Origin of the sequence: Veillonella parvula (genome assembly GCF_902810435.1) — a bacterium.
Lineage (GTDB): Bacteria > Bacillota > Negativicutes > Veillonellales > Veillonellaceae > Veillonella.
Genome location: NZ_LR778174.1, coordinates 487,909 through 511,495, shown reverse-complemented (window position 1 = coordinate 511,495; position 23,587 = coordinate 487,909). Strand labels below are relative to the sequence as shown.

Genomic DNA, 23,587 nt, shown 5'->3' with positions numbered 1-23,587 from the left:
TCTAATATATTAAGAAGTACTTGTCTATAATTCAAATATTTTCTATACACATTTTCAGCTAATAATAAGCAATTTAAATTGTAAATTAATATTTTTATCTCATAAATCATTTACATGAATTCTATAGAAATGGTAGTATTAACAATGCAATAGGATTTAGCTATTAAGAAAGAAAGGTAATAACTATGTTTTCATTTCTACAACCTAAAGAGGCAAAATCATCAGTTCCAGATAGCATGATTATGAATCTATATTATAAATATAGATTGCAATCATTAATTGGTATTTTTATAGGTTATGCTGCGTACTATATTGTTCGTAATAACTTTGCCTTATCAACACACTTTTTATCAGATATCCTCCATATGAGCAAAACAGAAATTGGTTTGCTATCTAGTGGTATGCTTATCGCTTATGGTTTAAGTAAAGGCTTTATGAGTAGTCTTGCGGACAAAGCAAGTCCTGCCAAGTTTATGGCTTTCGGTCTCATTTGCTGTGCAATTATCAATATCTTTATGAGCTTTGCCGATAGTCTCGCCTTCTTCTTAGTTTTAGTAGTACTAAATGGCTTTTTCCAAGGATTTGGTGTAGGACCATCCTTTATCACCTTAGCTAAATGGTACCCAAAACAGGAACGTGGCCGTTATGGAGCTATCTGGAATATTTCACACAATCTCGGTGGTGGTATCGTAGCACCAATCGTAGCCGCCGCATTATATTTCACTACTACAGATCACTGGCAATTAGGGAGTTATGGTGTACCAGCGCTTATTGCAGTTATCATAGCAATTGCCATTTCTTTCTTAATCAAAGAAAGCCCTGAACGTGAAGGCTTACCGCCAACAAGTGAAATCATTGCCGACACAGCTCATAAAGCGCACAGAAGTTCTGAAGCACCGCATATGAGCACAAGAGAAATCTTTGTAAAATACGTATTGAAAAATAAAAACGCTTGGTATGTATCATTAGTTGATACCTTCGTTTACATGATTCGCTTTGGTATGCTTACTTGGCTTCCAATTTATTTATTACAAGTAAAAGGTTTCTCCAAAGCAGAAATGTCTGTTGCTTTTTTATTCTTTGAATGGGCGGCTATTCCTTCTACTATTTTTGCTGGTTATATTTCCGATAAATTCTTTAAAGGTTATCGCATGCCACCTGCAATCATTGCTATAAGCATTATCTTCTTCTGTATATTTGGTTATTGGCAAAGCGAGTCTCTCTTATGGGTTACTTTCTTCGCTGCTATTGTAGGTTGTTTAATCTACATTCCTCAATTCTTAGCTTCAGTACAAACTATGGATATTGTACCACCATTTGCAGTAGGTTCTGCTGTTGGTCTTCGTGGATTCATGAGTTACATTGTTGGTGCAAACTTAGGTACAACACTATTTGGTGTTTTAGCAGATAAATTTGGTTGGAATGCAGGTTTTTATCTTTTATTAGTAGCATGTGTTCTTTGTATAACATTCTGTGTATTGGCTCATTTTGGCGCCAAAGAATTAGATGCTAAAGAAGCTGAACTTGAACAACTTCAACCAGCTGAAGCTAATAGCTAACCCCTAACAAATAAATCCTATAGTAAAAAGGTCGTAATATGTATTAATACATGTTACGACCTTTTATTTACCCCACGAAAGGGACTCCTATATAACCGATGTGTTTTCATCAACGCATAGTTCTGGAAATAATGAAAGCACAAACCACAATGATACCAAGGACTATACTCCCAGCTACTATATAAGGCCATGTAAGTACATCCCGTACATCATTCAATATTTTTATATCAAAGATTGGCATATAAAGTAGTAAGTTCCCCAAAATCCAACCGATTGGTCCTATGAACTTTAGCTTCTTAATCGTATCCATTTTATCTAGAATAGACTCGGTTACCTCTGAATCCTTTTCGACAGATACGTATTCTTTATTAATGTAAAAGCCTTTTGAATATTCCGTTTCAAAAGCCCACTCTTGAACAGAAAACGTAGCAGTACCATCAGCATTTTCATACTCTTTATATTTAGCAGTATCAGTAGTACCTACGTCTACCTCACCCCAAGTGCCCGTTACCATCTCATAACCGCTATCTACGAGTTTCATATCGGCTGGTAGTGCTTTTCCACACAACTTGGAAAACTGGTACGCATCTCGCTTCTTATCCCAACTGAGCCAAAACTCTGCATTATTCTTATATTTAACTAACTTATACTCATACCCAATTTTTCCATGAGTGTCAATATAGCGTATCTTGCCTAAAATCGTATATAGATCCCTTCGAATACGCAACGTCTCACCATAATTAAAAACCATAATCTTCTCTCATACTGAAAACTACACACATAAATGTATATTACTAATTACTATGATTGTACACATAATATGAAAGTATGCCAATACGGGTATAAAAAAAGGACCTACAGAAAACTGTAAGTCCTTTTGCGCTGGTGCGGTTGGCGGGACTTGAACCCGCACGAGCGTTAGCTCACCACCCCCTCAAGATGGCGTGGCATTTAAAGTTCACACACAAAACTTATAAATACAGCAATTATCTAGCTCGATTACTAGCGTATCTATTTATATTTCACTATATTTTTATATAATATGATGTCAAAATGATGTCATATATACATTTATATTTCTCGGATAGAATAGTGGAGTCCAAAGAATTTGATAAGCTTCAAAACATTAGATCTACAATATCTCCTTGGGGCAGGAATCAGTAACGATTTATCGCTATTAATGTATACCGCCTTTACATTTTCTTTCCAAACAAATTCAGGGAAATGCTCAGCTAATCCCAAAACTTCCCAAGCCTCTCTGTCAACAGCAAGTATCCCTTGACCTAATTCCCTTTGCATGGAACATATTACGTCCCACGCTTCAGCATAGTTCGACACGGGCACTGGGTCCCTCATAAAATGTGGATTACAATTAAGAATTTGCAGCATTACTCCCACCTCCTATTATTACCCTAATTACACCATATTTTTAGATTGTATGCAATAAATTAAATATAAAAAAAAGACCTTACCAAGTTATATCCTGGTAAGGTCTTTTATATAGTCAATCCATGAGTCCACCTGCTCATGCTCAGGAGATGTATGGATCACCTCTCAGTCATCGACGAATTGCACCTGCCAATCCAAATACACCGCTTACCACGGCCCATGTGTCACGTTGCCGTTTAAGGCGCTGTTCGGTTCGTTTGTTGCGTTTGATTTGTTCTGTCAATTCTTCTAATGAGGTCGAGGCTTCGTTCAATTTCGCTTCTTGCGTTGTCAAGAGATTGGAGGCTTTCGTTAATTCTTGCCCCTGTTTCTCGTTGATTGCTTTGAGCGCGTTCAATTCCTTCGTCCGTTCTTCGTTGATAATCTTCAATTCTGTTAATGCTGTTCCCTGCGTCGCGGTTAAGCTGTTGGCTTGCTGCAATGCTTTCTCGGAGTTGTTGATTGAGCTTTCTGCTTTCATCAAGCGCCCTTTGAGTTCGTTCCAACTGCTCACGGGTACGCTGATAGTCGGCTCTTGTGTCGAGGTACCCTCCGATGAGGCTGCATGCGAAATAGATGGAAATAATGCTAAGCACACCACAAATAACACGCTTAAGAGTAAACGCAGATATAACTTTGTTCTTGATAGTTTCATACATGGTAACTCCTTCCTAAATTGTACTACCCCACTGAGCACCCCACCATCGAGCGGTGCCACGTAACCAGTCACCACCACTCCATCGTTCGTCGCCCTCATGGCACACCAAGAGGTCCCATCGGTCAACGTTGGAGTCTGGGCCGTACGTATTATTTGGATAGCCCGTCGGATCTAAATAATAGAGGTCCAATCCGTCCCGATTATCTGCTGCTTCGGCGTGCGTCATCTGATGTTGTAGGTCAAGTGGCACACCTGCATTAATAGTAAGCACCGCCATAATTTGTGTCATAGTGGCCAACTGTTCTTTTGTTGGTGGTTCACTACCTAGGTTATTTTCACTGACTGCATCCCAACACGCTTCAATGGCAATGCCTACAGCGTTACTATTGCGCATATAGGTGTGTTCCTTATAATCGGTTAAGGCCTCTATATCGGTCCACATTGTACCTGCTCGGTCGATGTTGATATGGTAATCTGTGAAGTGCTTACCACCTTTTACCCCTGTCCAATGATAGTACGCCTTTTCAATTTGGCCATAGGCATCTAGCGCTAGGTCTTTTAACTCGTCCATTGTAATTTGTCTAAACATTTATTTCCCCCTCTCGTCATGGTTAATATCATCCTCTAATTGTTGTATGCCAGGTCTGTTCATAGGCAATGTATTTGGTTCCTCAAGCTTATCTGGAATCCCGTTATGGTTCTTATCGATGAACATGCCACACAATCCAACAATGGTCATAAGCACTGATGGTACGAATATATGGTCAATTATAAGAATACCCTTATCGATAAGCTGATTCTCTTCAGGGGATACATACCCCTTAATCGTCGATAGCACATACTGGGCAACGACTAATATCATCGGTACTAGCATGACGAGGACCAATGCCCTCGTTGCTAATACACCTGTTGGCCGTATGCCAGCTATTCGAATGGACTTATATGACCGCTTAATGCGGTTAATAATCGCTAGCTTATCCATTACCCCTCCATGCCTTTATGATTTCAATCGTATATTGAAATATTTTTCCTATATCAATTAGGTCATCTTCAACCATTTCACGTAGGTTTTCAATAATAGACCAACACTCAGCGAAGAATGGTATCAGCATAAATGCATAAGAGAATATATGGTCTAAGAATAGATTGGTGTTTGGTATTGGGATATCAGGTAATGAAATAAATACAATGGATAGTATCATCCATGCCGGATATTGTATGCATAGTTTCTTTAATAGATCACCTCTAAGGCGCTCACTCATTAAATATCTACGCCGTTCACCGGTAGTTTCATCGATATACCTACCTTTTCCCCATCCATACCAGGTCAATGTTGTTAGTAGTGTAATAGGATTATTAGGCCTGTGATTATCTTTGTTATACCGCAACACTTCTGCAGCAATCCGCTGTATTGTGTCCACAAATAACAATGTAGTGGTTAAAATAATCACTACCCCCATACTGACTATATGTTCATGCGATATACCACTGATGAGCATGATTAAAATATCATTAAGAATATCCATTCACTCCCCCATGCCCTTATGATTCTTCATCTAAAGCCATTAAATCATTGTGCACGCATCCTTCTGTTGGACATGTACCGTCATCGTTGAGTACTTCCCAGCAGTACTCACAGAATTCCATAACAGGAACTTTGCTATCACCGATATATTTAGGCATATTATTGCACCTCCTTAATTCGTGCGACCATTTCGTTATTCAACTTGATATATTGAGTGCTAATTGCATTAGTAGGTTTTCCCATAAGTAGCAATCTACGTTGCGCTTCTTCTAGCGTTTTGAAGCGGGGTTCATATTCAGCTTTTATAGCGTTAATCTTATCTTCCTTTGTAGGAACATACGGATCAGGCTCAATAAATTTTCCGTTTACATACAATTTACCGCTCATAAATTCATCTAGCATACTGTCACCATCTGCAGAATACACATATTGTGCATTTGGATAATCGTGTTCAGCTTGCGCCATAATATCATCACGGCTCAACGTGTTATCACACAGGGATGTAATACGCTCCCCTTTGTCATTTAAAATAAATACATATTGATTCATAGTAGCATCCTTTCGGAGGTGAAATTATGCGCCGTTACGCCGTTATACTAAAACGTAGACAACGCAATACCATTACATTAAGGCAACTATTTAACGAGTGGTTGCCTATTCACTCACAAGCTATTACTAAGAGTGTCGTTAAGTCTTACCATATTGCTTTTAAACACATATCCAACATAGCGGATATGCCTATCACGGATATTCATTTTCAGCACCTTCAAAATGTGATTAATTCCATGCACGTAAAAGGACTTTCTTACTCATCATGTAAGAAAGTCCGCACGTTACTTAATCAATTATTTAATTACGCAATCATCCAAGATTACCCTATCACTAATTACGCCTCACACTTAAATCTAGGGCCCAATATACCAATGATTAAAAGAAGAGTATTCACTCGCCAACAAATCAACAAATTATGGGCGATAGATAATTCTTATTCCCAAATGATTTTAATGTTGCTCTACACCGGGCTCCGTATCGGCGAGCTACTTAACTTACGTAGGCAAGATATCAATAGACGATCATTATACCTTATTGTGAGACACGCTAAAACAAAAGCTGGTGAAGGGCGTATCATTCCCATCCATCACCGCATCATGCCATTAATTGAGCAATTATACAACGATACAGACAATTATCTATTCACTATCAGCTACACATCATTTCGCAAGCATTTCCATGATATTATGAAACAACTTAACTGCAAGCATACTATCCACGATACCCGGCACACATTTGCAAGTCTACTTGATGCGATTGCGCCGCCTAACACGTTACGCGCATTGTTAGGTCATAAACAAGGCGATATCACTACCAGGGTATACACGCACAAAACCATTCGGGAACTACGTAAAACAATAGAATTATTAAAGTAACTCCCCAGTGGGGAATATCCTGGTTTGATTCCAATAGGTACTACAAAGATATTTCGCTACCGATTAACAGTACTGTTCTGGTATCCTTAGCCACCGACGACTCTGTCAGTGTTGCGACTTCTGGATCGGAATGCTTTATTTCGTGGAACAGTGGATTTTCTCAATCTAATAGAACCGCAATCAGATTCTTAACTAACAGAGCAGATACTGGAAGTTTTGTGTGGATAGCCGTCGGATTATCTTAATACCCAGTGGGGAATAGGCGGCCAAGATAATGTAACTAAGACAGAAGTGCGATTCCCTATCAAATTTACAACTTTATTCATGGCGAACGCTATTGATGCGTACTGGTCGGGCTCAGATACCCCTAGGTATTTTGCCAACTCCGTGACTGAGAGCGACACCACTAAGGCCGTATTTTCGGCAAGTGATAGATATGCTGCTTCTTATTACTGGTTCGCTCTAGGAAAAATTTAATTACCTATAATCAGAAACATAATCTGGTCACCAACACCTTGCTGCCCTCTATAATCACTATCCTTGTACGTCAACTGATTTCTAGATGTCGATAAAATGATTTCAGAAAATGAATAATCACCGTTATATCTTGTTGCAGAAACGGCGATAGTTTTATTACTGAACTCTATCGGATATCGCACAGTCCATGGCTTTGGTTGATTATTAGCATTAAATAATACCCACTGGGCATTAAGCTTTACCAACTGCTAACCAAAGACACGGTCTCGAGACTGTCTTATTTGTTTGAAAGTTATAATAAGAAACTTTTTCAAAACCCGTCTTATTAATATTGTAAATCTTAATGCTATCACTAGAACCTCCAATTATAGACGGCACCGCAGAATAGCATTCAATAAATGATATTGGAAAAGTAACCCAATGACTCCTCTCATCAGAATCATAGTTATCGCGTCCCCACTGGATAGTGAAACCATTCGCAAACTTAACGAACCCCGCATTAGCATCAAGTTTAGAAGCCACGATAGCACCTTGCCCCAACAGGTTTTTAATTGTGACGAGCGTGCTTGCCGGCACATCTTTCCAGTTAGTACTGCCGAGGATTGCTTTGATTTGGTCAGTAATAGGAGGATGAGATGAAATAGAGGAGTTGTGCTCGTTAAGTTGCTCCTGATTAACTAGCGCCCCTATATTGACTGTAAGTGATACATTGCCTGTATTACTAAACATCATCCCGATAGATAGTTCTTGAGATACAACAACCGCACCCCCTTCTGCCGGCATTCTATCAGGTTCAGGATCTGTTAGGTATGCATACAATATTTCTCCTTTATCTGGATCATTGGCAAATAACCCAATTTCTGACATTCTAAATGCCTCTTTTATGCCGTTATTTGTAATAAACGTATCAACGCTTACGATTTTACCTTCTTGTTTAACTACAAAATTAGTAGTCTCCCATTTAGAGGAGATTACATCAGTTAGTGCCAATGGATTCGTTGCATTAACGCCACTACCGACTTTGATTTTAGTGAATGTCAATTTAGTTTTGCCTGCATTTACCTTCGCTTGAAGATCAGCACCGATATCAGTCATGGTTGCATTTGACCATTCTGCCATATATTCCTCCTATCTAACGCTATTATCTAGCGCTACATTAATCTTCGTTTTCTTAGATTCAACGGTGTAAGACGTTACATGGGTATTCAAATTAATGCGCCATGCATTCGTGAAATCACACTTGATATTCACTTTCCTAGATACACCGCACCATCCGGCAAAATACTTATTGAAGTTAATTCGTCGAATGAATTCAATACCATCTAGCCAGGACCGTACATTTTTAGCCGCATTAATAGCACGTACAAGCTTAGCTATATCTGTTTCGCCTCTTAATGGGGCTGTGATTAGCGTAACCTTGAAATAGTACGGTTTCCCGCCATATTCAAACCATTCTTCGGTTTTTGAATCAGAATATATAGTCTGTACGGCCTTTTCAACAGCATACGGTGTACCCTTGTGACGGTGAATATCAATTGAATTCTTCACCATCTCGCGTTTAGTTTCTATCGGCAGTCCGCTATCATAGTCATCCACATGCAATTGATACGCTAAATGATCAATTACACTTTCTGATTCAGTATCAATAGATGACCACAATAGTAGCGTATTCGTATTCATGAATTCGGCTAGTGTATCGTCCCACGTTTTAGCAAGGGCCTTAATTGGCTCCTTATCGATTGACGAAGGAAGATATTCCGCACTGGTATACTTGCTATCACGTATCATTCTTCCTCACTTCCCGCTAATACTACGGCGATTGTATTGGCTACTGCTATGCCGCTTTGTTCTGCAATCGGAGTAAATACAGGTGCTGTCACTTCGACGCGTTTAATGCCGGATACCTCCATGAGCATTTGCACCAATCGACCAGGCACTATATCGCGACCTAATTTAGATTTTTGCCATGTCACATAGTCATTAACAGCTTTGTCTGCCTTAGCTTTTACAACTGTTGCATCGGCGCCTTTATCAATGTAGTACTTAGCATCGATGTTGTATTGCGTAGCAGTAGGCGCTAATACGGTCAATTTATCTGTTAACGGTCTACGTTTTTTATCGGATAAATAATCCGTAATAGTCTTAAGTAATTCTTGCCCCGGAATGCCGCCACCGGATAGTAATGGGTAAATATTAACTTCCCCGGGATGCGGAGAGGATACACCTACATCGGCCACAAGATGCGACGCAGATTTTGTGAAATACTCATAGGCACCTTCTGGCCCTGCCACGGAGAATGATTCAGGGGCCTCATGAATACGTTCGCGATAGGCTTCATCATCTTCTGTGTCGGAGCCACCTTCAGATAAAGTGGTGTTACTCATCATATCCACATACGCTATAGGGTCAATAATTGTACTTATTTCACCCGGTTTAAACCCATTACCTTGAGCGCCCGTACGTTGTGCTTCTGCTTTTACAGACCCATTGGGTTGGCCTGGCAGAATTACCAAGTCTTCAACGGTAGCAAAATATTCACCACCTCCGGTTGATATTCTAGTGCCCTTTGGAATAATAACAGAGTTCGTACGCACTGCTGATAATGTAGCTTGGATAGTCGTAGTCGCTTTTGTTGCCTGTAATCGCTCAACAGCAGCAGGAACCGCTCCGACGTGATCCAAATTATCGCCTTCTGCATAAGCCAATAGATTTTGTTTAGCAGCATAATTTGCATCGTTCAATAATCGGATTATAATTTCCGAAATTACATTTAAAAATAAAGTGACAGGGTCTCCCTCTCCCAAGGTTCGCCCTGTTATTGTTGTGTAAATATCAAATACCTTTTGTTGAACGTGTTCTTTATCTGTATTAAAAAACTCAACATTAGGTAAATCAGATAATCTCATACAGTCACCATCACTTTCGGAATCAACGCCCCATTTTGTGTGGCGGTAAAGGATATATCACTAATTTTGGCACGCGGTTCGTACCGTTTAATTTGTTGGAATATGTCATTAGATAGATGGGCTTGGGCCTGATGGATAGACATATCAATAATACGTCCATCAATACCAAACTCCCGATCTAGAGGCACACTACCACGAACAGTAGAAATAATCGTTTGTACATTCTGCAAAATCTCAGCGACTTCACTTTCAGGTGCTAGCGATATCCTATTGTCCGTAACTGGTTTGATTTCATACGTTGCTGACATGGCTAGAACCTCCTCAATATCGTATTAACTTTATTGAACTTCTGACCATATTGATTAAGCATGGATTTTTCTTCTACAATATTCTCGTCCGGATACTCTTCAAGAGTAAGGGAAACCTCAATGGATTGTGTCTTCCCGTAGGCATCCGTAAACAAGCTATCCTCGCTCATTGACATGATGACGAAGTAGTTTTGACTAACGGGCTTTCCACCAATAATGAACGGCAATACAGCCCCTGTATCACGATACTTTCGCAATTTCTTAACAGTACTATCCGGAGATTGGCCAAGCGATGCAGAAATAAGAATTTTACAAGTAATTTGTTCTGCATCCGGTCCACTAAATTGTTTAACAGGCTTTTCTAGCATCAAATTGTGCTTTTCCCATCTAGCACTGCCTGACCGTGTTACATCCGATACAGTTAGAACATTGTCTAATGCGGTATAAAATACTATATCCGCTAAATAACCGATATACATCTATACCTCCTATTCTGGTCCTGCTGTTGTAGAACCACCAGACACTACTCCGCCATGCACGTGATGGACTAATGAAATACCATTAACCACTACATCGCCACTACTTGCAGTGATTGATAATGTGCCACCAACATTAAGCGTCATATCTCCAGGAACAGTGAGCACACGTTTACCATTATCTGCGCCACCTGGAGTTGGGTCCGCACTACTAAAGAATGTTCCAATAATAAATCCATCAGAAAAGCCACGACCGGACCGATTAGGTAACATAATGCATAGTACCTGGTCATCGATAGCCGGCATCCAATAGTCCTTATCATGTGCTGCACCTCGATTAATGACAGATAACGGCGCCGTTACAACACCTTCTCTATCTAGGCGTGTAACAACGGCTTTTCCTTCTTCAGGAATTGTACTTGAAACATTTCCAATAAATATCATATCCGCTAATGCAGATAATATATCAGTAGCCATTCAGACACCTCCTTACATCAATCGACGTTGAATAATTGGCCCCTAATGTATGCGTTGCTTTAGTAATTAAATAATTACCATCGAACACCCCAAATCCTTCGAGATTAACCGTAACCGATGCCATAATAAGAGGATTGCCAGGAAAACTAAAAGACATTGTATCGGCTTCTTTATTGGCTTCTCTTAGCTTCTTTTTAGCCAATCTCTTTGCCTCAGCCTTATCTTTAACCTGTTCATTAACCTCTAATACAGCAAGGTACGTGTGACCCTTACGGTCAGGATCTTCGAATGTATCCTCGATAACGGATTTCTTATCCTTATCTGTATATTTCACATGGCATGCTCGATATACTTCACGAGTTTTACTTTTGTACGAATAAGATAAGGCTCTAGTAATAATCAAAGGCGGTTGCTCGCCTTCCTTCGTCTGTACAGGTTGATATTGGCCACCTGGTCTACGAATTATAACTTTAGGCTTCACGTTTTCGTATTTGTAATCATCGAATATAATCAACTGTTCAGTGGATACCTTAAGAGAAAACCCCGCATCATTGCATAGTTTCTGCAAGAATGCGAGGTCTGATTCAGCACTTTGTGATGCATCTTTTAACGGTGGGTCAAAATCCGCATCCCATACTAGCTTTAATTTATTATCTTTTGCTTTCTCGGTAGCAATCGCTTTAAGCGTTGTAGTTTTCCACGATTTGTCTTTCTTTTTCTCCCGCAAGTCAGTACTACCGATAATAGCGACACCTTTGATTTTAACTACATCAGGAAGGCTACTGCCCTCGAATTCATCAATTTCAAATTTGCCGATTGGCAACGTAAATTGTTCATCCCCTAATTTCTCCCATGCTACAGTATTAATTGCCACTTCTAGTAATGACCCTTTCACAGGGTACCAATCGCCGACCCATAGACGGCCCCTATCTTCTAGTGAGATAGCCACGTCATCTACAGTTCCTGAAAGGTTATCTGTGAAAGTTACATCAAGAAGGTATTTACTAATATCGTCGGTGATGTCCTTTGACTCCTTACTCCCCCAATGTTGGTAACCAATCGTACACCATACCCGCCGTGCTAACTTCGTTTGTGGCGTTAAATCTTTCTTCCATTTCTGGACCTTAGCTAGGCTCTTTTGTAAGCTCATATACTATCGCCTCCATGGTGGTAAGAATTCAGGCAAGGAATCAGCAGGAACATCTGGGCATGTTAACACAACACCAGCGGAAAATATCGCCGTATTACGATGTTTTTGGTTTGCTTCTAACAATAGATTAATGTATCGTTCGTTGCCATACACCTTATAAGCGATTAAATCCCACATATCCCCTTGTATTGTTGTATAACTAGTCATAACTCAACCTCCGTTGTCCGGCGGTATAGCTACGCATCATTTGTTCAAATTCTCGCATTTTAGCATCCAATGCCGACATAATATCATCAGTTGAACCATTACCAGCATTTATAACTGGTGCAAATGTAATCTGTACAGGTGCCCCACTATTACTAGATGAGGATACAACAGGCACGCTAGGTGCTAATGATACAGTAGGCGCTACAGCTGACTGCGCACCACTCACACCTAACATTCGTCCGGCCGTTTGCCATAGGTTCATAGCATTAGCACTACCATCAATAGGTACAATTACTTCAGGATATCCAGCTTCACCAATCAATGCGACTTCCGGAGATGTAATCACACCACCATTAGCATACGCATTACCGCCTGCAGCTTGAACACCTACAGTAAAGCCACCACTAAATTGAGCCTTAATGCTATCCCATGCGCCTGAAATTGCATTAGATACAGCACTAGGAATTTGTTTAATCCAGTCTAATACCGCATTATAGGCATCACTTGCCCATTGGCCTGCGGCAGCTACGAAACCGGCTCCCGCATCAGCACATGCACTTGGTAAATTCATGATGAAATTAATAACATCGTTAACCAAACTACTAATCCATGATGTGGCCGTAGCATATGCCTCAGAGGCAAACGAAATAACCGCCGCTACAAACTCAGCGCCCAAAGTGATCATGTACATAGGTAAGTTAATTAAGAAGTTGTAGATATCATCGACCATAGCACTAAATGTAGTAACTGCGAAGTTATAACATTCAGTAGCGAATGATACAACGGCAGATATAACAGCAGTACCAACTTGTACCGCTATCTCTGGTAATCGCAAAATAATGCCTATTATGAATCCTACGGCCATACCAATATATGTTGGTAGGTTTAACCATAGATTTACATAAGCAATTATTGCCGCTTTCAATGCATTAAATGCGCTAAGGCCTAATGATAAGAACCCATTAATTACAGCCATAATACCGGATATAATGGCGCTCCATGCGGAACTTAAAGCAGAACATACGCTATCCCATATTGAACTCAATCCAGAACATACACTATCCCAAACAGATGTTAACGTGGCACAGATAGTATCCCAATTAGTTACTAATAGGTATATCACCGCAATAATCGCCATGATAGCGATTACCCATGGACCACCTATTAATGCACCCGCTGCTTTAAATGCACCCGTTGCCGTTTCTACACCTTTAAATGCCGTGGTAATTGTAGTAATACCTGATGCTAGTTTTGTAGCCGTACCATACAGTAAGGCTAATTTCAATCCATTAGTGACTACGGCGGCAATAGCTTCCTTATTATCCTTCATGAAGGTTACAACAGCTTGCAATACCGGTATTAGTGCTGGTAATATTTGCTGAGCAATCGGTATAAAGGCTTGTGCCAACCCTAATGCAACTTGCGTAGCTTCCGCTTTCAAGATGTTCATTTGTAGCCATATTTCATGGAGTGATTTAGGATCTATTCCGACGCCTTTGATTTGTGATGCGGCCGCTTGTGCATCTGCATAGTTCTCAAATACTTTAGTAAGCTCCATACCTTTTGCACCTAGCGTTTCAAGCATGAATTCTTGTCCCCGGCCTTGTGCTACCGCATTTTGGTAACCTTTAGCCATTGCATCCAACTGTTGATTCATAGGCAATAACTTGCCATTGGCATCGGTTAAGGATACACCAAATTGACTGAGATATCCTTGCAAAGCTTCAGCACTTTTACCGCCACCAGCCAAAGTCTTATCCATTTTAGCGAAAGACTTTGCGGCCGCTTCTACATCAACACCACTTAATGTCATAATCTTCTTAAATTGTGCCGTTTCAGCGGTTGTCATATGTAATTTATTAGACAATTGATAAAGTGCTTCGCCAGCATTTACTACATTATCTATAATGGCACCAATACCAAACCCACCGGCGGCAACCATAGCGAAACTTGCAAGCTTTCCTGTAATACCACTTACCGCAGCACTAGCACCTTGCGCAGCTGATGCAGCACCTGCTAAAGGACTTGCACCACCCATTTTACTGATTGCATTTTGATGCGCCGTCTGACTTGCGATATTAGACCGTAACCGGGCTTGCCGTTGTAACATAGAATTCAGCTTTTGCTCAGCTGCAATTGCTGCGTTCCTATCGCTAACATTACCAGTCTTTTGCGATATAGCTTGTAGTTTTCTATATTGCGCCTGTTGATCTTTGATTACATTAGATAATTTATTGAGTTCCTGAGATGCTTTTGATACGGAGGAAGATAACCCGCCATCGAGTTTACCTTTAATGGCAATCGCCATTTCTAAGACTTTATTGGCCATTATTTTCTCCCTTTCATTGTTTTATTCTCGCGCTCGATACTATCACTAATGAGCCGAACGTGGACTATGAACTCATCCACGTCTAGCTCTCTAATGAAGTAGTCCATCGGTGTGCTAGTGTATTTACTACACGTAATTGCACACTCAGTAAAATACCGTTCTAGGTCTGTTATTTTTCGGAATTGAGCAAAAAATTCTGTACCTCTAAGCACACTCTAGTGAAATCGGCAGCCGGGAGACTATAAATATCATCCACTTTACATCCGCATACAGCAGCTGCTACATGTGCTTGATACGTCATGGATAATGCCGGAACTGTAATAGTTTTATCTTCACCCTTAGCGGACTTTTCGCATTTAATTAATGTGTAACCGCTGATGCCTTCAAATTGTAAGGAATGACCAGCTTTTACTAATTCAATACCTGTTTGTTCATGTGTTTCGTTCATAGTGTTATGTTTACTCATTAGTGATCGTCCTTTCTACAGACTAAATACCGAGTGCAGCACGAACATCGCCAAGGAAGTCGGTGCCATCAGAAATAGAATCTTTATAGGCGTATTTATCGATTTCACGAACTACCTTGCCATCTTGTTCGAGTTTCAAGTATGTAGTTTCGATTGTGTTCGTTGCATCGATAGTATTGCCAGATTCATATGTGCCATTTTCTTTAGATTTAGCACGGCCACGAATAACAGCACGTGTAGGCACGATTACATATTTATCTTTGCCACTATCCCAACATTGGATAGCACCACGTACTTCTAAGCGTACGCCACGACCACCTGTAAGGCGGTGTGTAGTTTCTGTTGGAGTGTTCCAAGTAAGTTTTGTTTCCATAGAGGAGTAGTGTCCAATAACTGGCGCTTCTACTTCACCTGCAATGCCCACACCTTTTACAGTTTGAGTCATTACAGATTCACTAGGTAATTCCACTTTGGCAACACCTAAACAGTTGTCAGAGCCTTCTTCGTATACACGGAAGTCATTAAGTACTTCCGGCACTTGATTGATAGATGCCATGATTAATTACCCCTTTCTATACTGTTTGAAATAGCGTTTTGAAATAAGAAACATCGTATTCAGAAATGCTTTCAATTTCTTGCGCTGGAATTGGAGGTGTACGGTATTTATGGAAGCGAATAATACCATTCAACAAATCTGTTGTAGGGTTTTCTGCTTCTTTGAATTCAATATGACCGCCCAAGATAAAGCCACGAGAAGTAAGACCGTTAAGACGGATTGTTTCACTATCAAGAATTGTCTTGATATTACGAGGCAAGATAGGCATATCCACTTTTTGCCAATAGGTTAAGATGAATGTTTGGTCATCCCAATCATTGAACCGGCGTACACAAATGAATGTATCCTTAACATCAGTTGTGCCAGGATATGCACCTGTATAGTTACCCCAAGATACCCAACCATTGATATTAACGGCCGTCATAATACCTTGAGAGTTCAATAAGTTTGCTTGCGAATGCGTAAGCATTACTTCCTTACCATTAGCTAAGCACAAGCCTGTGATATTCATAGACTTATTGGAAGGGGATAACGTAGGAATATCGCTATTGGATGCATCACATTTGCCAATAATGCCCATGATGTGCGTAGACATATGGAACATATAATCGCCATTGCGAACCATCGGCCAACATACGACTTCAGATTCACCTGTATAGCTATTACCTTTCTTCCATTCGTAAGCATCTGTGTATTTAACAACTTGTGTAGTATCGATATCTACCAAAGTAGTCGCACCAAACAAGTTATTAATAACACGAGATTTTGCTTTCATCACGGAAGCGACTGTAGGATGTTGAGAGAATCCAGGTGCAGCAATAAGACCAGGTACAATACCGAAATGATGATAGATTGTATCAATCAATTCAAAGCCTGTTGCTTTTTCATTACTATCTACACCGCCGATTACGTTTTTATAATCGAAGTTTTCTACATCGAGTTCATCGTATGTGAGGTCCAATGTACTTGCGGAATCGAACTTACCACCTTTGATAACAGAGATGATTAATTGATTTTTGTCATCAAATGCCGCCGTGTAATCTGTGTTGGCCACACCTGTTTGACCGCCACTAGATACTTGCAATGTGTTAAGCAATACTGCAGCTTTTACAATGCATTTCTTTTCTGTCAATGTAGCAGTTGTTGTAGTGGATTTCTTATGTTTAGCAGGATCCAATACGTTAACAAATACGATTGGAGCTACGCCATACAATTTGAATTGTGCGTACATTGCTTCACACAATGTGAAATGTGTCCAATCTTCAGAATAGCCAAGTTGTTGAACAGCTTCTTCCCAGCTATAACAGATGATTGGCTTATTAATTACTGCGCTAGGGTCTTCTGTAAGGTGTACAGGTGCAGTACCGAACACAATTGGAAGGCCGGCAGTAGTTTGGACAGGAGCAATTACAGAGGTAGCTTGCTCACTTGTTTTGACGCCATGATAAAAGGCCATTTACTTCACTCCTTTATAATTCTTCAATGCGTTAACATAGAATACATTTAATTGTGTGCCTTGTGTTCTCACATCAATCATTGCTTGGTTGAGTTCGTCCAGAGGCACGAATAAATGCATAAAAATAGGGTCTTCTGCTTCCGGCAGTGGTGCACCGTCGCTAAATACCATGAATTGATTTAACCGGCTACTGCGGAACGAAGGCCCAATATATACAACAGGGTTCATCGTTGTCTCCTATTCAATTACTTTATTATCCGTAAATATCTTGTTAAGATTTCTACGAATAACTGGAATGTACACTTCAAATTCAAGATATCCAACCCATTGAGGGTATGGTTGATCATCAGGAATTGTTGTATTAACGGTATTCTCCTTAATTTCATATTTAAGTGCTACTGGATTATCAGATAGTAACCGCTCACGCACTACCTCTAAGAGGTGATATAGTCCGACATGACCTTTTGTTAAGGCCTCGTCATAAGTAGTTACCAATACAGTAATACCTACCGTCGAACTATCCGCATCACTAACAGAATACGGATGCACTACTACGGCTGGACATAACTTGCGCTTATCTTCATTCTTATCCACCCTTGGTAAGAACCCGCTCCATACTCGAATAGGGCTCGTGGTAACATCACTTGTTTCATTTAGCTTGCGCAACTCATCCATGAGATAGGCGGCAATGCCGTCTGATACATCTAATGGTGTCATTAGTTACCTCCTAACGCACGCTCTAATTCGTGATATAGGCGCTTTTCATACATTTCCATGCCTTCTTTTTGCATGGCATTCATAACAGTTTCATTACCAAACATTTGCGGTAAGGCTGGTCCATATATCCCTTTTAATGGGTATCGGTCCTTGCCTTGGCGTTTCATGAATATACCAGATGCACTAACAAAGCCATTTGGTACCTTTGTTTCTGTACCTTTTTTAATAGACACAAACACACCTTTTCGTTTAAGCGATTTAATCTTAAAGTACTTTTGAGCGCTAGTATAACCACCTTTGATACGCATTTCTGTGCCATCATTCAATTTATTAATAGATACACCAGACTTTACGACCGATACACCTTTAATGGCGTAGATATTACGTAGTGCTTGCGTACCTGCTTTTCTTGCGGTTGTTGCAGCACGCTTAGATGCGGCTTGGCAGACACGTCGAACTCTATCTTCTTTTAATGTTTCCAGTGCTTTTTCAATTGTTTTCACTGCACTTTTATCAAGTTCTAGCTCAACCATCCGTCAACACCGCCTCTAGCTTCTGCTCTAAGTTCGATAGACACGAGCCCATCTTCTTCCGTTGCACTTTGAACGATGTACACATCATCATCTAATCGGAATACGTTTCCCTGTGATGGAATTTCAGGGATGTCCTTTAATTTGCAATGCACAAATACAGACCCCCCGTGTAATCCGTCATTTGATACGTGAGAGCCATTCGACAAGAATGACTCCCTCGCCGTTGGCGATTGGATAATCGCTTTAGCTACTGTGCCATTTAGATTATGCCCTTCGGCGAATTCGTCTTCATTAAGGAATACATCGTCAATATCGCTTTCTAGGTAATCTCTAAATCGCATTATTTTTTCACCGTAACTTCCGCATCAACTTCAGGTAATTCCATTTCTTCTTCTAGTTCATCTGGAACGACTTCCAATGGTTCCGGTACTTCGATAGGATCATCTTCAGCAGATTCAAACTTATCAGATTCAAGCAAGGACAACGCAACCGTTTTCTTTTTGATGTCGACTACTTCGCCTTTGCCATACATCTCGCCTTCATGTGCTAAATAACCCTTTAATACTCTGATTTTCATAAGTAGGTTACCCCCTATTTAGTCTTAATAGTAGCCCAATCGTCGATAGTTTCAGGAATCAATACGCAACGGGAGTATACAGACAATGTTAATTCTTGTGTAGCCTTATTAGCATAGTAGTAAGGTACATAAATGCCTGCATATGTTGTGAATTGATTGTCATCGTTGAGCAATGTTACTGCTGCATGTTGTTGACGGCCACGGCCAGGAACACCTACTACTGCTGCATCATCACCAATAAAGGATTTTACTTTACCTTCATCATCTTGATATGTTTCAAGGTATGCGTACACATCAATATTCAAAGACATGATACGGCCAACATATCGAACTTGTGGAGACAAGTATTCAGGAGCAAAACTGAACATAGACATGTTTTCGCGATTAGGAATTGCTAACATTTTGTTGATGGATGCATTATCAAGAATGTATTTTTCAACGTTTTTACCAACGACTAACACAGTTGGAACGATACCTGCGTTTTCTTGAATTTTTTCGGACGCCATTTTCAAGTCGCCATAAATGTCAGCACCCGCTTGGTCCCAAGTAGTAGTAGGTGTAATGTCTTGTTCAAATTCGAAATCAATTTCATCAACTTGAACTGTTTCACCATCGTCAGCATAGCCTTCGATTTTGCATTTACCAGTAGTAAGCAAATCGGCTGCCATTTTATTTTTACGATTAATAATTGTGCCTTGTAAGTAAGACAAATCTTCAGCTTGCATTTGTGCGGCACGTTGTGCAGGTGTCATTGTAGACACAATGTTTTCAGCAAATGCACGTTTATCAAGTTGTTCTGGGTCAATAACTGTACGAGGGCCCATCATAGGTGCTTCGTATAAAGCAATTTTAGATCCTGCACGTTTAACATTAACGCCAGATGCACCACGAGATACGAAAGGTGCTAATGTGCGACCACGTTTACGAGTTTCTACTGCGATTTTTTTAGAAGTTGCAACTGCTGGAACTTGTGGGAAGAAAGTATCAAGCAAGAAACTTGCCGGAGTTTTCATTCGTTCCACAGCTTGCATCAAGGAAAATGTATCTTTGAAATCAATTGCCATTATATAGTTCCCCCTATTTAATGCTAGTTAAGAATAAGTGAGCGTCCTTGAAGTCCGCTTCATGATCATTAATTTTGTAAGCTTGGTCAACTACCAATACTTCACGATTAAAGCGACCGGAAATGTATACAGTTAATACATTGTGTTCAGTAGTTGCGGTAGTATCAGATACTACGATACCCGCAGGCTTACCACTTGCGATTTTTTGGAATGTACCAGAGTTGTTTTCAAGAACTTGGCCACGTTTATAATCACCGGCTACTACTTTTACATTTTGAGTTAATACAGGTACACCGCCACCACCTAATAGATAATCAGCTGCGACACCATTTACTTGTTCGAAATATGCCATTATTTACCGCCTTTCTTAGCATTCGCAAATGCTACGACTTCATCAATTGCACTAGCTTTTGCTACCGCATCGTTGGTTTCTGCTGTAGATGCACCTTGAGGTGCCACTTTATCCGCACCAGATTCCATTTGATCAATAACTAATTGTCGGATTTGGTCAACTACTTTGTTATCACTTGCAGGAATATCAGATACGGCAGAGATGAAAGGTGTTACTTCATCTACTGTTTTACCTTCTTTAACAGCTACATCAACTAAACGATTGATGACTTCATTATCACCTTTTAACGTATTTAATGCTTCAACGCGTTCGCGTTCTGCTGTTACTGCTGCGTTTTCTGCAGGTTCATTTGTAGAAATACCGAGCAAACCTTTTAAGCTTGCCATGAATTGGTTTTCAGTCATAGGTTTCTCCTTACTTGTTAAAAATTGTTTGATTTTGGTTTCATTTTTGGCCGAGTATTTGCAAGATACTTTGTTTACGATAACCATTCCGTTATTCATAACAGCTTTGTCCGTAATTGCCGTATCTACTTCATCAATCAGGCCGTAGGACTTCGCCTCGTCCGCTGTGAGCCACGTTTCATCATCCATAAGTGTATTTACCTGTTCAGATGTCAAAACGTCGCTACGGCTCAAATAAACGTTTGCGATTGTCTGTTTAACACTCGCCAAATAGTTAGCCATTTTAGTTAATCCGTCCGCATCAAAGCTATCACCTAGAAATACAGATGGATTGTGAATCATATACAGAGCATTACTTGGCATGATTACCTTATCCGCCGCACAGGCAATAATTGTAGCAGCACTTGCGCATAAGCCATCAATATGTGCTGTTACTTTGCCAGTATAGGCTTTGATCATATTGTGGATAGCTTGTGCTGCGAACACGTCACCACCACCAGAGTTGATGCGCATTGTTAAGTCATTACCATTACAACTAGCCAAGTCACTTGCAAATTCACGTGGTGTAATTTCATCACCCCACCAAGAGGTATCAGAAATATCACCATACAAAATCAATTCAGATTGACCGGTACCATCTTGATTTACAAAATTCTTAACAGACCAAAATTTATTCATCCTCTTCACCTCCTTTCGCTTCAGATTTAGAGCCAACGGAAGGATTTACCGCATCAGCTAGCCCAATGCCATATTTCTCCATGAGTTGCTTTTCAAATGCAAGTTGTGCAATGTTTTCTTCAAGGTCTGTCCCTGTCATTTCAGCCGCTTCACGTTCACGAGTGGAAACTCCATTCTCAATGCGAAGGGTACTACCATTCATATCCTTAACAGGGTCAAGGATGGACATCGTTGGTCCGAACCAATCAGCATTGCACCATGCTTTTCGAATTAATGGATCATCAAAGAAACCAGGCGCTTCAATTCGGCCGTTCGCTACTGCTTCCATTAACCATACCTCATAGATTGGTTGGCAGAAGTCACGAGCGAACCACTTGCGACGTAGTTTATATTCTTCCCAAGCCTGTAACATTGCTGCACGGCTTGCAGAATACGAAGAGTTAAAGTTCTTCATCAATACTTCGTAAGGCTGGTTAAGTGCAGCACCTACTTGTTTGATGAGTTGGGTACTAAATACTTCAAAAGTAGATTGAGCATTGGAAGCATCAACACTTTTTACATCCACACCTTTAGGTAAGGCATTTAATGTGCCAGGTCCTAAATTGTATTCTGATACATCGACTACTGGTTCCGTTGGATCATCAACACCATTGTCGGCCAACATATCATTTAATGAACCTGAATTAGTCACGGCTTCCGTAAAGAATAACGCAAAATACGATTTAATAATAGCCGATGTAAGCTCTGCATTTGTATATCGATACACTTGCTTTAGCGTTTCAATAACTGGAGCCAAATAAGGAACTCCTCTATACTGCTCTGGTCTAGTATCATTACTAATTTGCAGTACATTCGGAATGCTTGTACGCTTGCCGTATGCTTCAACCCTTGCCCATGTCGTTAACACGCTTGTAATTGGTTCGCCAGGTACTTGATTAGATACCCAGTAGGCTACAATAGCACCGTCAGTATCGATTTCTACACCATTCAATATGCGGTTCCCATTATCTTGGTTAAGCGCTTCAACGCCAGTTGGGTCGCCTGTAACATATGTGGAATCAGTAAGCGGATTACTTACACGATTACCTTCAATTAATTGAAGGCGCAACGTATACGGCATATCTGGTGTTGTCGGCTTACGTCTAAATACCGCAAAACTATCACCATCTGTGAGATATCCTTGATATGCTATGCTTTGCATGTCATATAAATTGTTCTTACGGTAGATATCACAGTCTTTTGATTCGGCCCATAAATCAAACTCAGCACGAACCTTACGAGCCCATGCTCTAGCCTCCTCTGCACTGATTCCCAAGATTTGAAACTTAGGTCTAGGGAACACGTTGAGGCCTGCGCCAACTGTATGAGTAGTGCTTGTGTTGATTGCAGCCGTGCCAACTGGTGTATTGATAGCTAAATCTGCGGATCTATCACGCAAAGTCGATAAATTCGCACCAATATCAGCCTTATAACCCAGTTTTCTAGGGTTATATCCCTTCAATGATTTGTTATTATTAGAGGCTCCACCCTCACTATATCCGCTATTTTTAGCCCTCGGAGTGCCTATTTTAGCGCTAAATTTCTTGTTTTTTCTCGCCATTTTAGTCTCCTAATCTCTAAAAACTACCCGTTTTGACCGGTTTCCACGTCCATTATCGGTATCCATACCAGGTAATTTGGCGCCTCTTGCCACTAAATCATCAATCATTTTTCTTACTTCTGCTAAATTTGCCCTTGTAAGAGTCCGATTTCCGATTGTATAGCTTTGGCCAGTCAATATTGCTTCCTCAGCCTTGACGTACCACTCTAACCGGACATCAATTAGCCTTGGCTTACTTGAATAACTAGTTGCCATAC

At 40.4% G+C, this 23,587-nt stretch carries 33 protein-coding genes; 3 read left to right on the top strand and 30 right to left on the bottom strand.

Annotation, left to right across the window (positions count from 1 at the left end; all coding sequences use genetic code 11):
• Nucleotides 1-185: 185 nt before the first annotated feature.
• Nucleotides 186-1,559, top strand: a complete 1,374-nt coding sequence (gene pgtP, locus FNLLGLLA_RS02170; RefSeq protein ID WP_156697206.1) for a phosphoglycerate transporter PgtP — start codon at nucleotides 186-188, stop codon at nucleotides 1,557-1,559.
• A 109-nt stretch (nucleotides 1,560-1,668) separates the two neighbouring features.
• Here pgtP and FNLLGLLA_RS02165 read toward each other — a convergent pair whose 3' ends face one another.
• The 7 genes from FNLLGLLA_RS02165 to FNLLGLLA_RS02135 all read right to left on the bottom strand — a co-directional run bounded on the left by FNLLGLLA_RS02165 (nucleotide 1,669) and on the right by FNLLGLLA_RS02135 (nucleotide 5,719).
• Nucleotides 1,669-2,310 (bottom strand): hypothetical protein, encoded by a 642-nt coding sequence (locus FNLLGLLA_RS02165; protein WP_156697205.1) that lies wholly within the window; start codon nucleotides 2,308-2,310, stop codon nucleotides 1,669-1,671.
• Nucleotides 2,311-3,117: 807 nt separating this feature from the next.
• Nucleotides 3,118-3,642 (bottom strand): hypothetical protein, encoded by a 525-nt coding sequence (locus FNLLGLLA_RS02160; protein WP_229055800.1) that lies wholly within the window; start codon nucleotides 3,640-3,642, stop codon nucleotides 3,118-3,120.
• A 16-nt stretch (nucleotides 3,643-3,658) separates the two neighbouring features.
• Complete coding sequence (locus FNLLGLLA_RS02155) at nucleotides 3,659-4,234, bottom strand: N-acetylmuramoyl-L-alanine amidase (protein ID WP_077708170.1); 576 nt, start codon at nucleotides 4,232-4,234, stop codon at nucleotides 3,659-3,661.
• The gene (locus FNLLGLLA_RS02150; RefSeq protein WP_077708169.1) at nucleotides 4,235-4,627 is read right to left on the bottom strand and encodes a hypothetical protein; all 393 of its coding nucleotides are present in this window, start codon (nucleotides 4,625-4,627) and stop codon (nucleotides 4,235-4,237) included. It lies immediately after the preceding gene.
• Complete coding sequence (locus tag FNLLGLLA_RS02145) at nucleotides 4,620-5,171, bottom strand: hypothetical protein (protein ID WP_077708168.1); 552 nt, start codon at nucleotides 5,169-5,171, stop codon at nucleotides 4,620-4,622. The genes FNLLGLLA_RS02150 and FNLLGLLA_RS02145 overlap by 8 nt, the downstream gene beginning before the upstream one ends.
• Before the next feature lie 16 nt (nucleotides 5,172-5,187).
• Nucleotides 5,188-5,328 carry a hypothetical protein gene (locus FNLLGLLA_RS02140; protein WP_174892239.1) on the bottom strand — a complete coding sequence of 47 codons (141 nt, stop codon included), beginning with the start codon at nucleotides 5,326-5,328 and terminating at the stop codon, nucleotides 5,188-5,190.
• Between the two features lies 1 nt (nucleotide 5,329).
• Nucleotides 5,330-5,719, bottom strand: coding sequence for a hypothetical protein (locus tag FNLLGLLA_RS02135; protein ID WP_077708167.1), 390 nt, complete (start codon nucleotides 5,717-5,719; stop codon nucleotides 5,330-5,332).
• Nucleotides 5,720-5,745: 26 nt separating this feature from the next.
• Between FNLLGLLA_RS02135 and FNLLGLLA_RS02130 the strand changes: the two genes are divergently transcribed.
• Nucleotides 5,746-6,597 (top strand): tyrosine-type recombinase/integrase, encoded by an 852-nt coding sequence (locus FNLLGLLA_RS02130; protein ID WP_174892238.1) that lies wholly within the window; start codon nucleotides 5,746-5,748, stop codon nucleotides 6,595-6,597.
• 291 nt (nucleotides 6,598-6,888) lie between these two features.
• Nucleotides 6,889-7,074 carry a hypothetical protein gene (locus FNLLGLLA_RS09885; protein ID WP_462933660.1) on the top strand — a complete coding sequence of 62 codons (186 nt, stop codon included), beginning with the start codon at nucleotides 6,889-6,891 and terminating at the stop codon, nucleotides 7,072-7,074.
• On the opposite strand, the gene FNLLGLLA_RS09880 is transcribed toward FNLLGLLA_RS09885, so the two are convergent.
• The 23 genes from FNLLGLLA_RS09880 to FNLLGLLA_RS02020 all read right to left on the bottom strand — a co-directional run bounded on the left by FNLLGLLA_RS09880 (nucleotide 7,071) and on the right by FNLLGLLA_RS02020 (nucleotide 23,585).
• Entirely contained in the window at nucleotides 7,071-7,256 is a 186-nt protein-coding gene (locus FNLLGLLA_RS09880; RefSeq protein WP_462933661.1) for a hypothetical protein, read from the bottom strand. The two genes, FNLLGLLA_RS09885 and FNLLGLLA_RS09880, sit on opposite strands and share 4 nt — an antisense overlap.
• A gap of 49 nt (nucleotides 7,257-7,305) precedes the next feature.
• A complete protein-coding gene (locus tag FNLLGLLA_RS02125) occupies nucleotides 7,306-8,193 on the bottom strand; it encodes a gp53-like domain-containing protein (RefSeq protein ID WP_174892237.1) in 888 nt (295 codons plus the stop codon).
• A gap of 9 nt (nucleotides 8,194-8,202) precedes the next feature.
• On the bottom strand, nucleotides 8,203-8,862 hold the full coding sequence (locus FNLLGLLA_RS02120) for a phage tail protein I (protein ID WP_174892236.1): 660 nt from the start codon (nucleotides 8,860-8,862) through the stop codon (nucleotides 8,203-8,205).
• Nucleotides 8,859-9,980, bottom strand: coding sequence for a baseplate assembly protein (locus tag FNLLGLLA_RS02115; protein WP_174892235.1), 1,122 nt, complete (start codon nucleotides 9,978-9,980; stop codon nucleotides 8,859-8,861). Before FNLLGLLA_RS02115 ends, FNLLGLLA_RS02120 begins: the two co-directional genes overlap by 4 nt.
• Entirely contained in the window at nucleotides 9,977-10,288 is a 312-nt protein-coding gene (locus tag FNLLGLLA_RS02110; RefSeq protein WP_174892234.1) for a GPW/gp25 family protein, read from the bottom strand. The genes FNLLGLLA_RS02115 and FNLLGLLA_RS02110 overlap by 4 nt, the downstream gene beginning before the upstream one ends.
• A gap of 2 nt (nucleotides 10,289-10,290) precedes the next feature.
• Complete coding sequence (locus FNLLGLLA_RS02105) at nucleotides 10,291-10,767, bottom strand: phage tail protein (RefSeq protein WP_174892233.1); 477 nt, start codon at nucleotides 10,765-10,767, stop codon at nucleotides 10,291-10,293.
• 9 nt (nucleotides 10,768-10,776) lie between these two features.
• A complete protein-coding gene (locus FNLLGLLA_RS02100; protein WP_174892232.1) occupies nucleotides 10,777-11,241 on the bottom strand; it encodes a baseplate assembly protein in 465 nt (154 codons plus the stop codon).
• A complete protein-coding gene (locus FNLLGLLA_RS02095; protein ID WP_174892231.1) occupies nucleotides 11,231-12,391 on the bottom strand; it encodes a phage late control D family protein in 1,161 nt (386 codons plus the stop codon). Before FNLLGLLA_RS02095 ends, FNLLGLLA_RS02100 begins: the two co-directional genes overlap by 11 nt.
• Before the next feature lie 3 nt (nucleotides 12,392-12,394).
• Complete coding sequence (locus tag FNLLGLLA_RS02090; RefSeq protein WP_060924349.1) at nucleotides 12,395-12,598, bottom strand: tail protein X; 204 nt, start codon at nucleotides 12,596-12,598, stop codon at nucleotides 12,395-12,397.
• Nucleotides 12,591-14,927 carry a phage tail tape measure protein gene (locus FNLLGLLA_RS02085; protein WP_174892230.1) on the bottom strand — a complete coding sequence of 779 codons (2,337 nt, stop codon included), beginning with the start codon at nucleotides 14,925-14,927 and terminating at the stop codon, nucleotides 12,591-12,593. The genes FNLLGLLA_RS02090 and FNLLGLLA_RS02085 overlap by 8 nt, the downstream gene beginning before the upstream one ends.
• 169 nt (nucleotides 14,928-15,096) lie before the next feature.
• Nucleotides 15,097-15,393: a hypothetical protein gene (locus FNLLGLLA_RS02080; RefSeq protein ID WP_077708157.1), complete on the bottom strand. Its 297-nt coding sequence runs from the start codon at nucleotides 15,391-15,393 to the stop codon at nucleotides 15,097-15,099.
• Nucleotides 15,394-15,415: 22 nt separating this feature from the next.
• Complete coding sequence (locus FNLLGLLA_RS02075) at nucleotides 15,416-15,949, bottom strand: phage major tail tube protein (RefSeq protein WP_038125816.1); 534 nt, start codon at nucleotides 15,947-15,949, stop codon at nucleotides 15,416-15,418.
• Nucleotides 15,950-15,965: 16 nt separating this feature from the next.
• Nucleotides 15,966-17,405, bottom strand: a complete 1,440-nt coding sequence (locus FNLLGLLA_RS02070; protein ID WP_174892229.1) for a phage tail sheath family protein — start codon at nucleotides 17,403-17,405, stop codon at nucleotides 15,966-15,968.
• The gene (locus FNLLGLLA_RS02065) at nucleotides 17,406-17,633 is read right to left on the bottom strand and encodes a hypothetical protein (RefSeq protein WP_174892228.1); all 228 of its coding nucleotides are present in this window, start codon (nucleotides 17,631-17,633) and stop codon (nucleotides 17,406-17,408) included.
• Between the two features lie 9 nt (nucleotides 17,634-17,642).
• A complete protein-coding gene (locus FNLLGLLA_RS02060) occupies nucleotides 17,643-18,122 on the bottom strand; it encodes a hypothetical protein (protein ID WP_077708154.1) in 480 nt (159 codons plus the stop codon).
• Nucleotides 18,122-18,655 carry a hypothetical protein gene (locus tag FNLLGLLA_RS02055; RefSeq protein WP_174892227.1) on the bottom strand — a complete coding sequence of 178 codons (534 nt, stop codon included), beginning with the start codon at nucleotides 18,653-18,655 and terminating at the stop codon, nucleotides 18,122-18,124. The genes FNLLGLLA_RS02060 and FNLLGLLA_RS02055 overlap by 1 nt, the downstream gene beginning before the upstream one ends.
• Nucleotides 18,643-18,996: a hypothetical protein gene (locus tag FNLLGLLA_RS02050; protein ID WP_174892226.1), complete on the bottom strand. Its 354-nt coding sequence runs from the start codon at nucleotides 18,994-18,996 to the stop codon at nucleotides 18,643-18,645. The genes FNLLGLLA_RS02055 and FNLLGLLA_RS02050 overlap by 13 nt, the downstream gene beginning before the upstream one ends.
• Nucleotides 18,996-19,232, bottom strand: coding sequence for a hypothetical protein (locus FNLLGLLA_RS02045; protein WP_174892225.1), 237 nt, complete (start codon nucleotides 19,230-19,232; stop codon nucleotides 18,996-18,998). The genes FNLLGLLA_RS02050 and FNLLGLLA_RS02045 overlap by 1 nt, the downstream gene beginning before the upstream one ends.
• Before the next feature lie 14 nt (nucleotides 19,233-19,246).
• Entirely contained in the window at nucleotides 19,247-20,296 is a 1,050-nt protein-coding gene (locus FNLLGLLA_RS02040) for a major capsid protein (RefSeq protein ID WP_174892224.1), read from the bottom strand.
• Nucleotides 20,297-20,309: 13 nt separating this feature from the next.
• Nucleotides 20,310-20,648: a hypothetical protein gene (locus FNLLGLLA_RS02035; protein ID WP_174892223.1), complete on the bottom strand. Its 339-nt coding sequence runs from the start codon at nucleotides 20,646-20,648 to the stop codon at nucleotides 20,310-20,312.
• Nucleotides 20,648-21,730: a head maturation protease, ClpP-related gene (locus FNLLGLLA_RS02030; protein ID WP_174892222.1), complete on the bottom strand. Its 1,083-nt coding sequence runs from the start codon at nucleotides 21,728-21,730 to the stop codon at nucleotides 20,648-20,650. Before FNLLGLLA_RS02030 ends, FNLLGLLA_RS02035 begins: the two co-directional genes overlap by 1 nt.
• A complete protein-coding gene (locus FNLLGLLA_RS02025) occupies nucleotides 21,723-23,330 on the bottom strand; it encodes a phage portal protein (RefSeq protein ID WP_174892221.1) in 1,608 nt (535 codons plus the stop codon). Before FNLLGLLA_RS02025 ends, FNLLGLLA_RS02030 begins: the two co-directional genes overlap by 8 nt.
• Nucleotides 23,331-23,339: 9 nt before the next feature.
• Nucleotides 23,340-23,585: a DUF6148 family protein gene (locus tag FNLLGLLA_RS02020; protein WP_174892220.1), complete on the bottom strand. Its 246-nt coding sequence runs from the start codon at nucleotides 23,583-23,585 to the stop codon at nucleotides 23,340-23,342.
• Between the last annotated feature and the right edge of the window lie 2 nt (nucleotides 23,586-23,587).

What these genes read in the sequence shown, in the direction of transcription:
- pgtP (WP_156697206.1), top strand. Translation starts at nt 186, where the DNA reads ATGTTTTCATTTCTACAACCTAAAGAGGCAAAATCATCAGTTCCAGAT.
- FNLLGLLA_RS02165 (WP_156697205.1), bottom strand. Translation starts at nt 2,310, where the DNA reads ATGGTTTTTAATTATGGTGAGACGTTGCGTATTCGAAGGGATCTATAT.
- FNLLGLLA_RS02160 (WP_229055800.1), bottom strand. Translation starts at nt 3,642, where the DNA reads ATGAAACTATCAAGAACAAAGTTATATCTGCGTTTACTCTTAAGCGTG.
- FNLLGLLA_RS02155 (WP_077708170.1), bottom strand. Translation starts at nt 4,234, where the DNA reads ATGTTTAGACAAATTACAATGGACGAGTTAAAAGACCTAGCGCTAGAT.
- FNLLGLLA_RS02150 (WP_077708169.1), bottom strand. Translation starts at nt 4,627, where the DNA reads ATGGATAAGCTAGCGATTATTAACCGCATTAAGCGGTCATATAAGTCC.
- FNLLGLLA_RS02145 (WP_077708168.1), bottom strand. Translation starts at nt 5,171, where the DNA reads ATGGATATTCTTAATGATATTTTAATCATGCTCATCAGTGGTATATCG.
- FNLLGLLA_RS02140 (WP_174892239.1), bottom strand. Translation starts at nt 5,328, where the DNA reads ATGCCTAAATATATCGGTGATAGCAAAGTTCCTGTTATGGAATTCTGT.
- FNLLGLLA_RS02135 (WP_077708167.1), bottom strand. Translation starts at nt 5,719, where the DNA reads ATGAATCAATATGTATTTATTTTAAATGACAAAGGGGAGCGTATTACA.
- FNLLGLLA_RS02130 (WP_174892238.1), top strand. Translation starts at nt 5,746, where the DNA reads ATGCGCCGTTACGCCGTTATACTAAAACGTAGACAACGCAATACCATT.
- FNLLGLLA_RS02125 (WP_174892237.1), bottom strand. Translation starts at nt 8,193, where the DNA reads ATGGCAGAATGGTCAAATGCAACCATGACTGATATCGGTGCTGATCTT.
- FNLLGLLA_RS02120 (WP_174892236.1), bottom strand. Translation starts at nt 8,862, where the DNA reads ATGATACGTGATAGCAAGTATACCAGTGCGGAATATCTTCCTTCGTCA.
- FNLLGLLA_RS02115 (WP_174892235.1), bottom strand. Translation starts at nt 9,980, where the DNA reads ATGAGATTATCTGATTTACCTAATGTTGAGTTTTTTAATACAGATAAA.
- FNLLGLLA_RS02110 (WP_174892234.1), bottom strand. Translation starts at nt 10,288, where the DNA reads ATGTCAGCAACGTATGAAATCAAACCAGTTACGGACAATAGGATATCG.
- FNLLGLLA_RS02105 (WP_174892233.1), bottom strand. Translation starts at nt 10,767, where the DNA reads ATGTATATCGGTTATTTAGCGGATATAGTATTTTATACCGCATTAGAC.
- FNLLGLLA_RS02100 (WP_174892232.1), bottom strand. Translation starts at nt 11,241, where the DNA reads ATGGCTACTGATATATTATCTGCATTAGCGGATATGATATTTATTGGA.
- FNLLGLLA_RS02095 (WP_174892231.1), bottom strand. Translation starts at nt 12,391, where the DNA reads ATGAGCTTACAAAAGAGCCTAGCTAAGGTCCAGAAATGGAAGAAAGAT.
- FNLLGLLA_RS02090 (WP_060924349.1), bottom strand. Translation starts at nt 12,598, where the DNA reads ATGACTAGTTATACAACAATACAAGGGGATATGTGGGATTTAATCGCT.
- FNLLGLLA_RS02085 (WP_174892230.1), bottom strand. Translation starts at nt 14,927, where the DNA reads ATGGCCAATAAAGTCTTAGAAATGGCGATTGCCATTAAAGGTAAACTC.
- FNLLGLLA_RS02080 (WP_077708157.1), bottom strand. Translation starts at nt 15,393, where the DNA reads ATGAGTAAACATAACACTATGAACGAAACACATGAACAAACAGGTATT.
- FNLLGLLA_RS02075 (WP_038125816.1), bottom strand. Translation starts at nt 15,949, where the DNA reads ATGGCATCTATCAATCAAGTGCCGGAAGTACTTAATGACTTCCGTGTA.
- FNLLGLLA_RS02070 (WP_174892229.1), bottom strand. Translation starts at nt 17,405, where the DNA reads ATGGCCTTTTATCATGGCGTCAAAACAAGTGAGCAAGCTACCTCTGTA.
- FNLLGLLA_RS02065 (WP_174892228.1), bottom strand. Translation starts at nt 17,633, where the DNA reads ATGAACCCTGTTGTATATATTGGGCCTTCGTTCCGCAGTAGCCGGTTA.
- FNLLGLLA_RS02060 (WP_077708154.1), bottom strand. Translation starts at nt 18,122, where the DNA reads ATGACACCATTAGATGTATCAGACGGCATTGCCGCCTATCTCATGGAT.
- FNLLGLLA_RS02055 (WP_174892227.1), bottom strand. Translation starts at nt 18,655, where the DNA reads ATGGTTGAGCTAGAACTTGATAAAAGTGCAGTGAAAACAATTGAAAAA.
- FNLLGLLA_RS02050 (WP_174892226.1), bottom strand. Translation starts at nt 18,996, where the DNA reads ATGCGATTTAGAGATTACCTAGAAAGCGATATTGACGATGTATTCCTT.
- FNLLGLLA_RS02045 (WP_174892225.1), bottom strand. Translation starts at nt 19,232, where the DNA reads ATGAAAATCAGAGTATTAAAGGGTTATTTAGCACATGAAGGCGAGATG.
- FNLLGLLA_RS02040 (WP_174892224.1), bottom strand. Translation starts at nt 20,296, where the DNA reads ATGGCAATTGATTTCAAAGATACATTTTCCTTGATGCAAGCTGTGGAA.
- FNLLGLLA_RS02035 (WP_174892223.1), bottom strand. Translation starts at nt 20,648, where the DNA reads ATGGCATATTTCGAACAAGTAAATGGTGTCGCAGCTGATTATCTATTA.
- FNLLGLLA_RS02030 (WP_174892222.1), bottom strand. Translation starts at nt 21,730, where the DNA reads ATGAATAAATTTTGGTCTGTTAAGAATTTTGTAAATCAAGATGGTACC.
- FNLLGLLA_RS02025 (WP_174892221.1), bottom strand. Translation starts at nt 23,330, where the DNA reads ATGGCGAGAAAAAACAAGAAATTTAGCGCTAAAATAGGCACTCCGAGG.
- FNLLGLLA_RS02020 (WP_174892220.1), bottom strand. Translation starts at nt 23,585, where the DNA reads ATGGCAACTAGTTATTCAAGTAAGCCAAGGCTAATTGATGTCCGGTTA.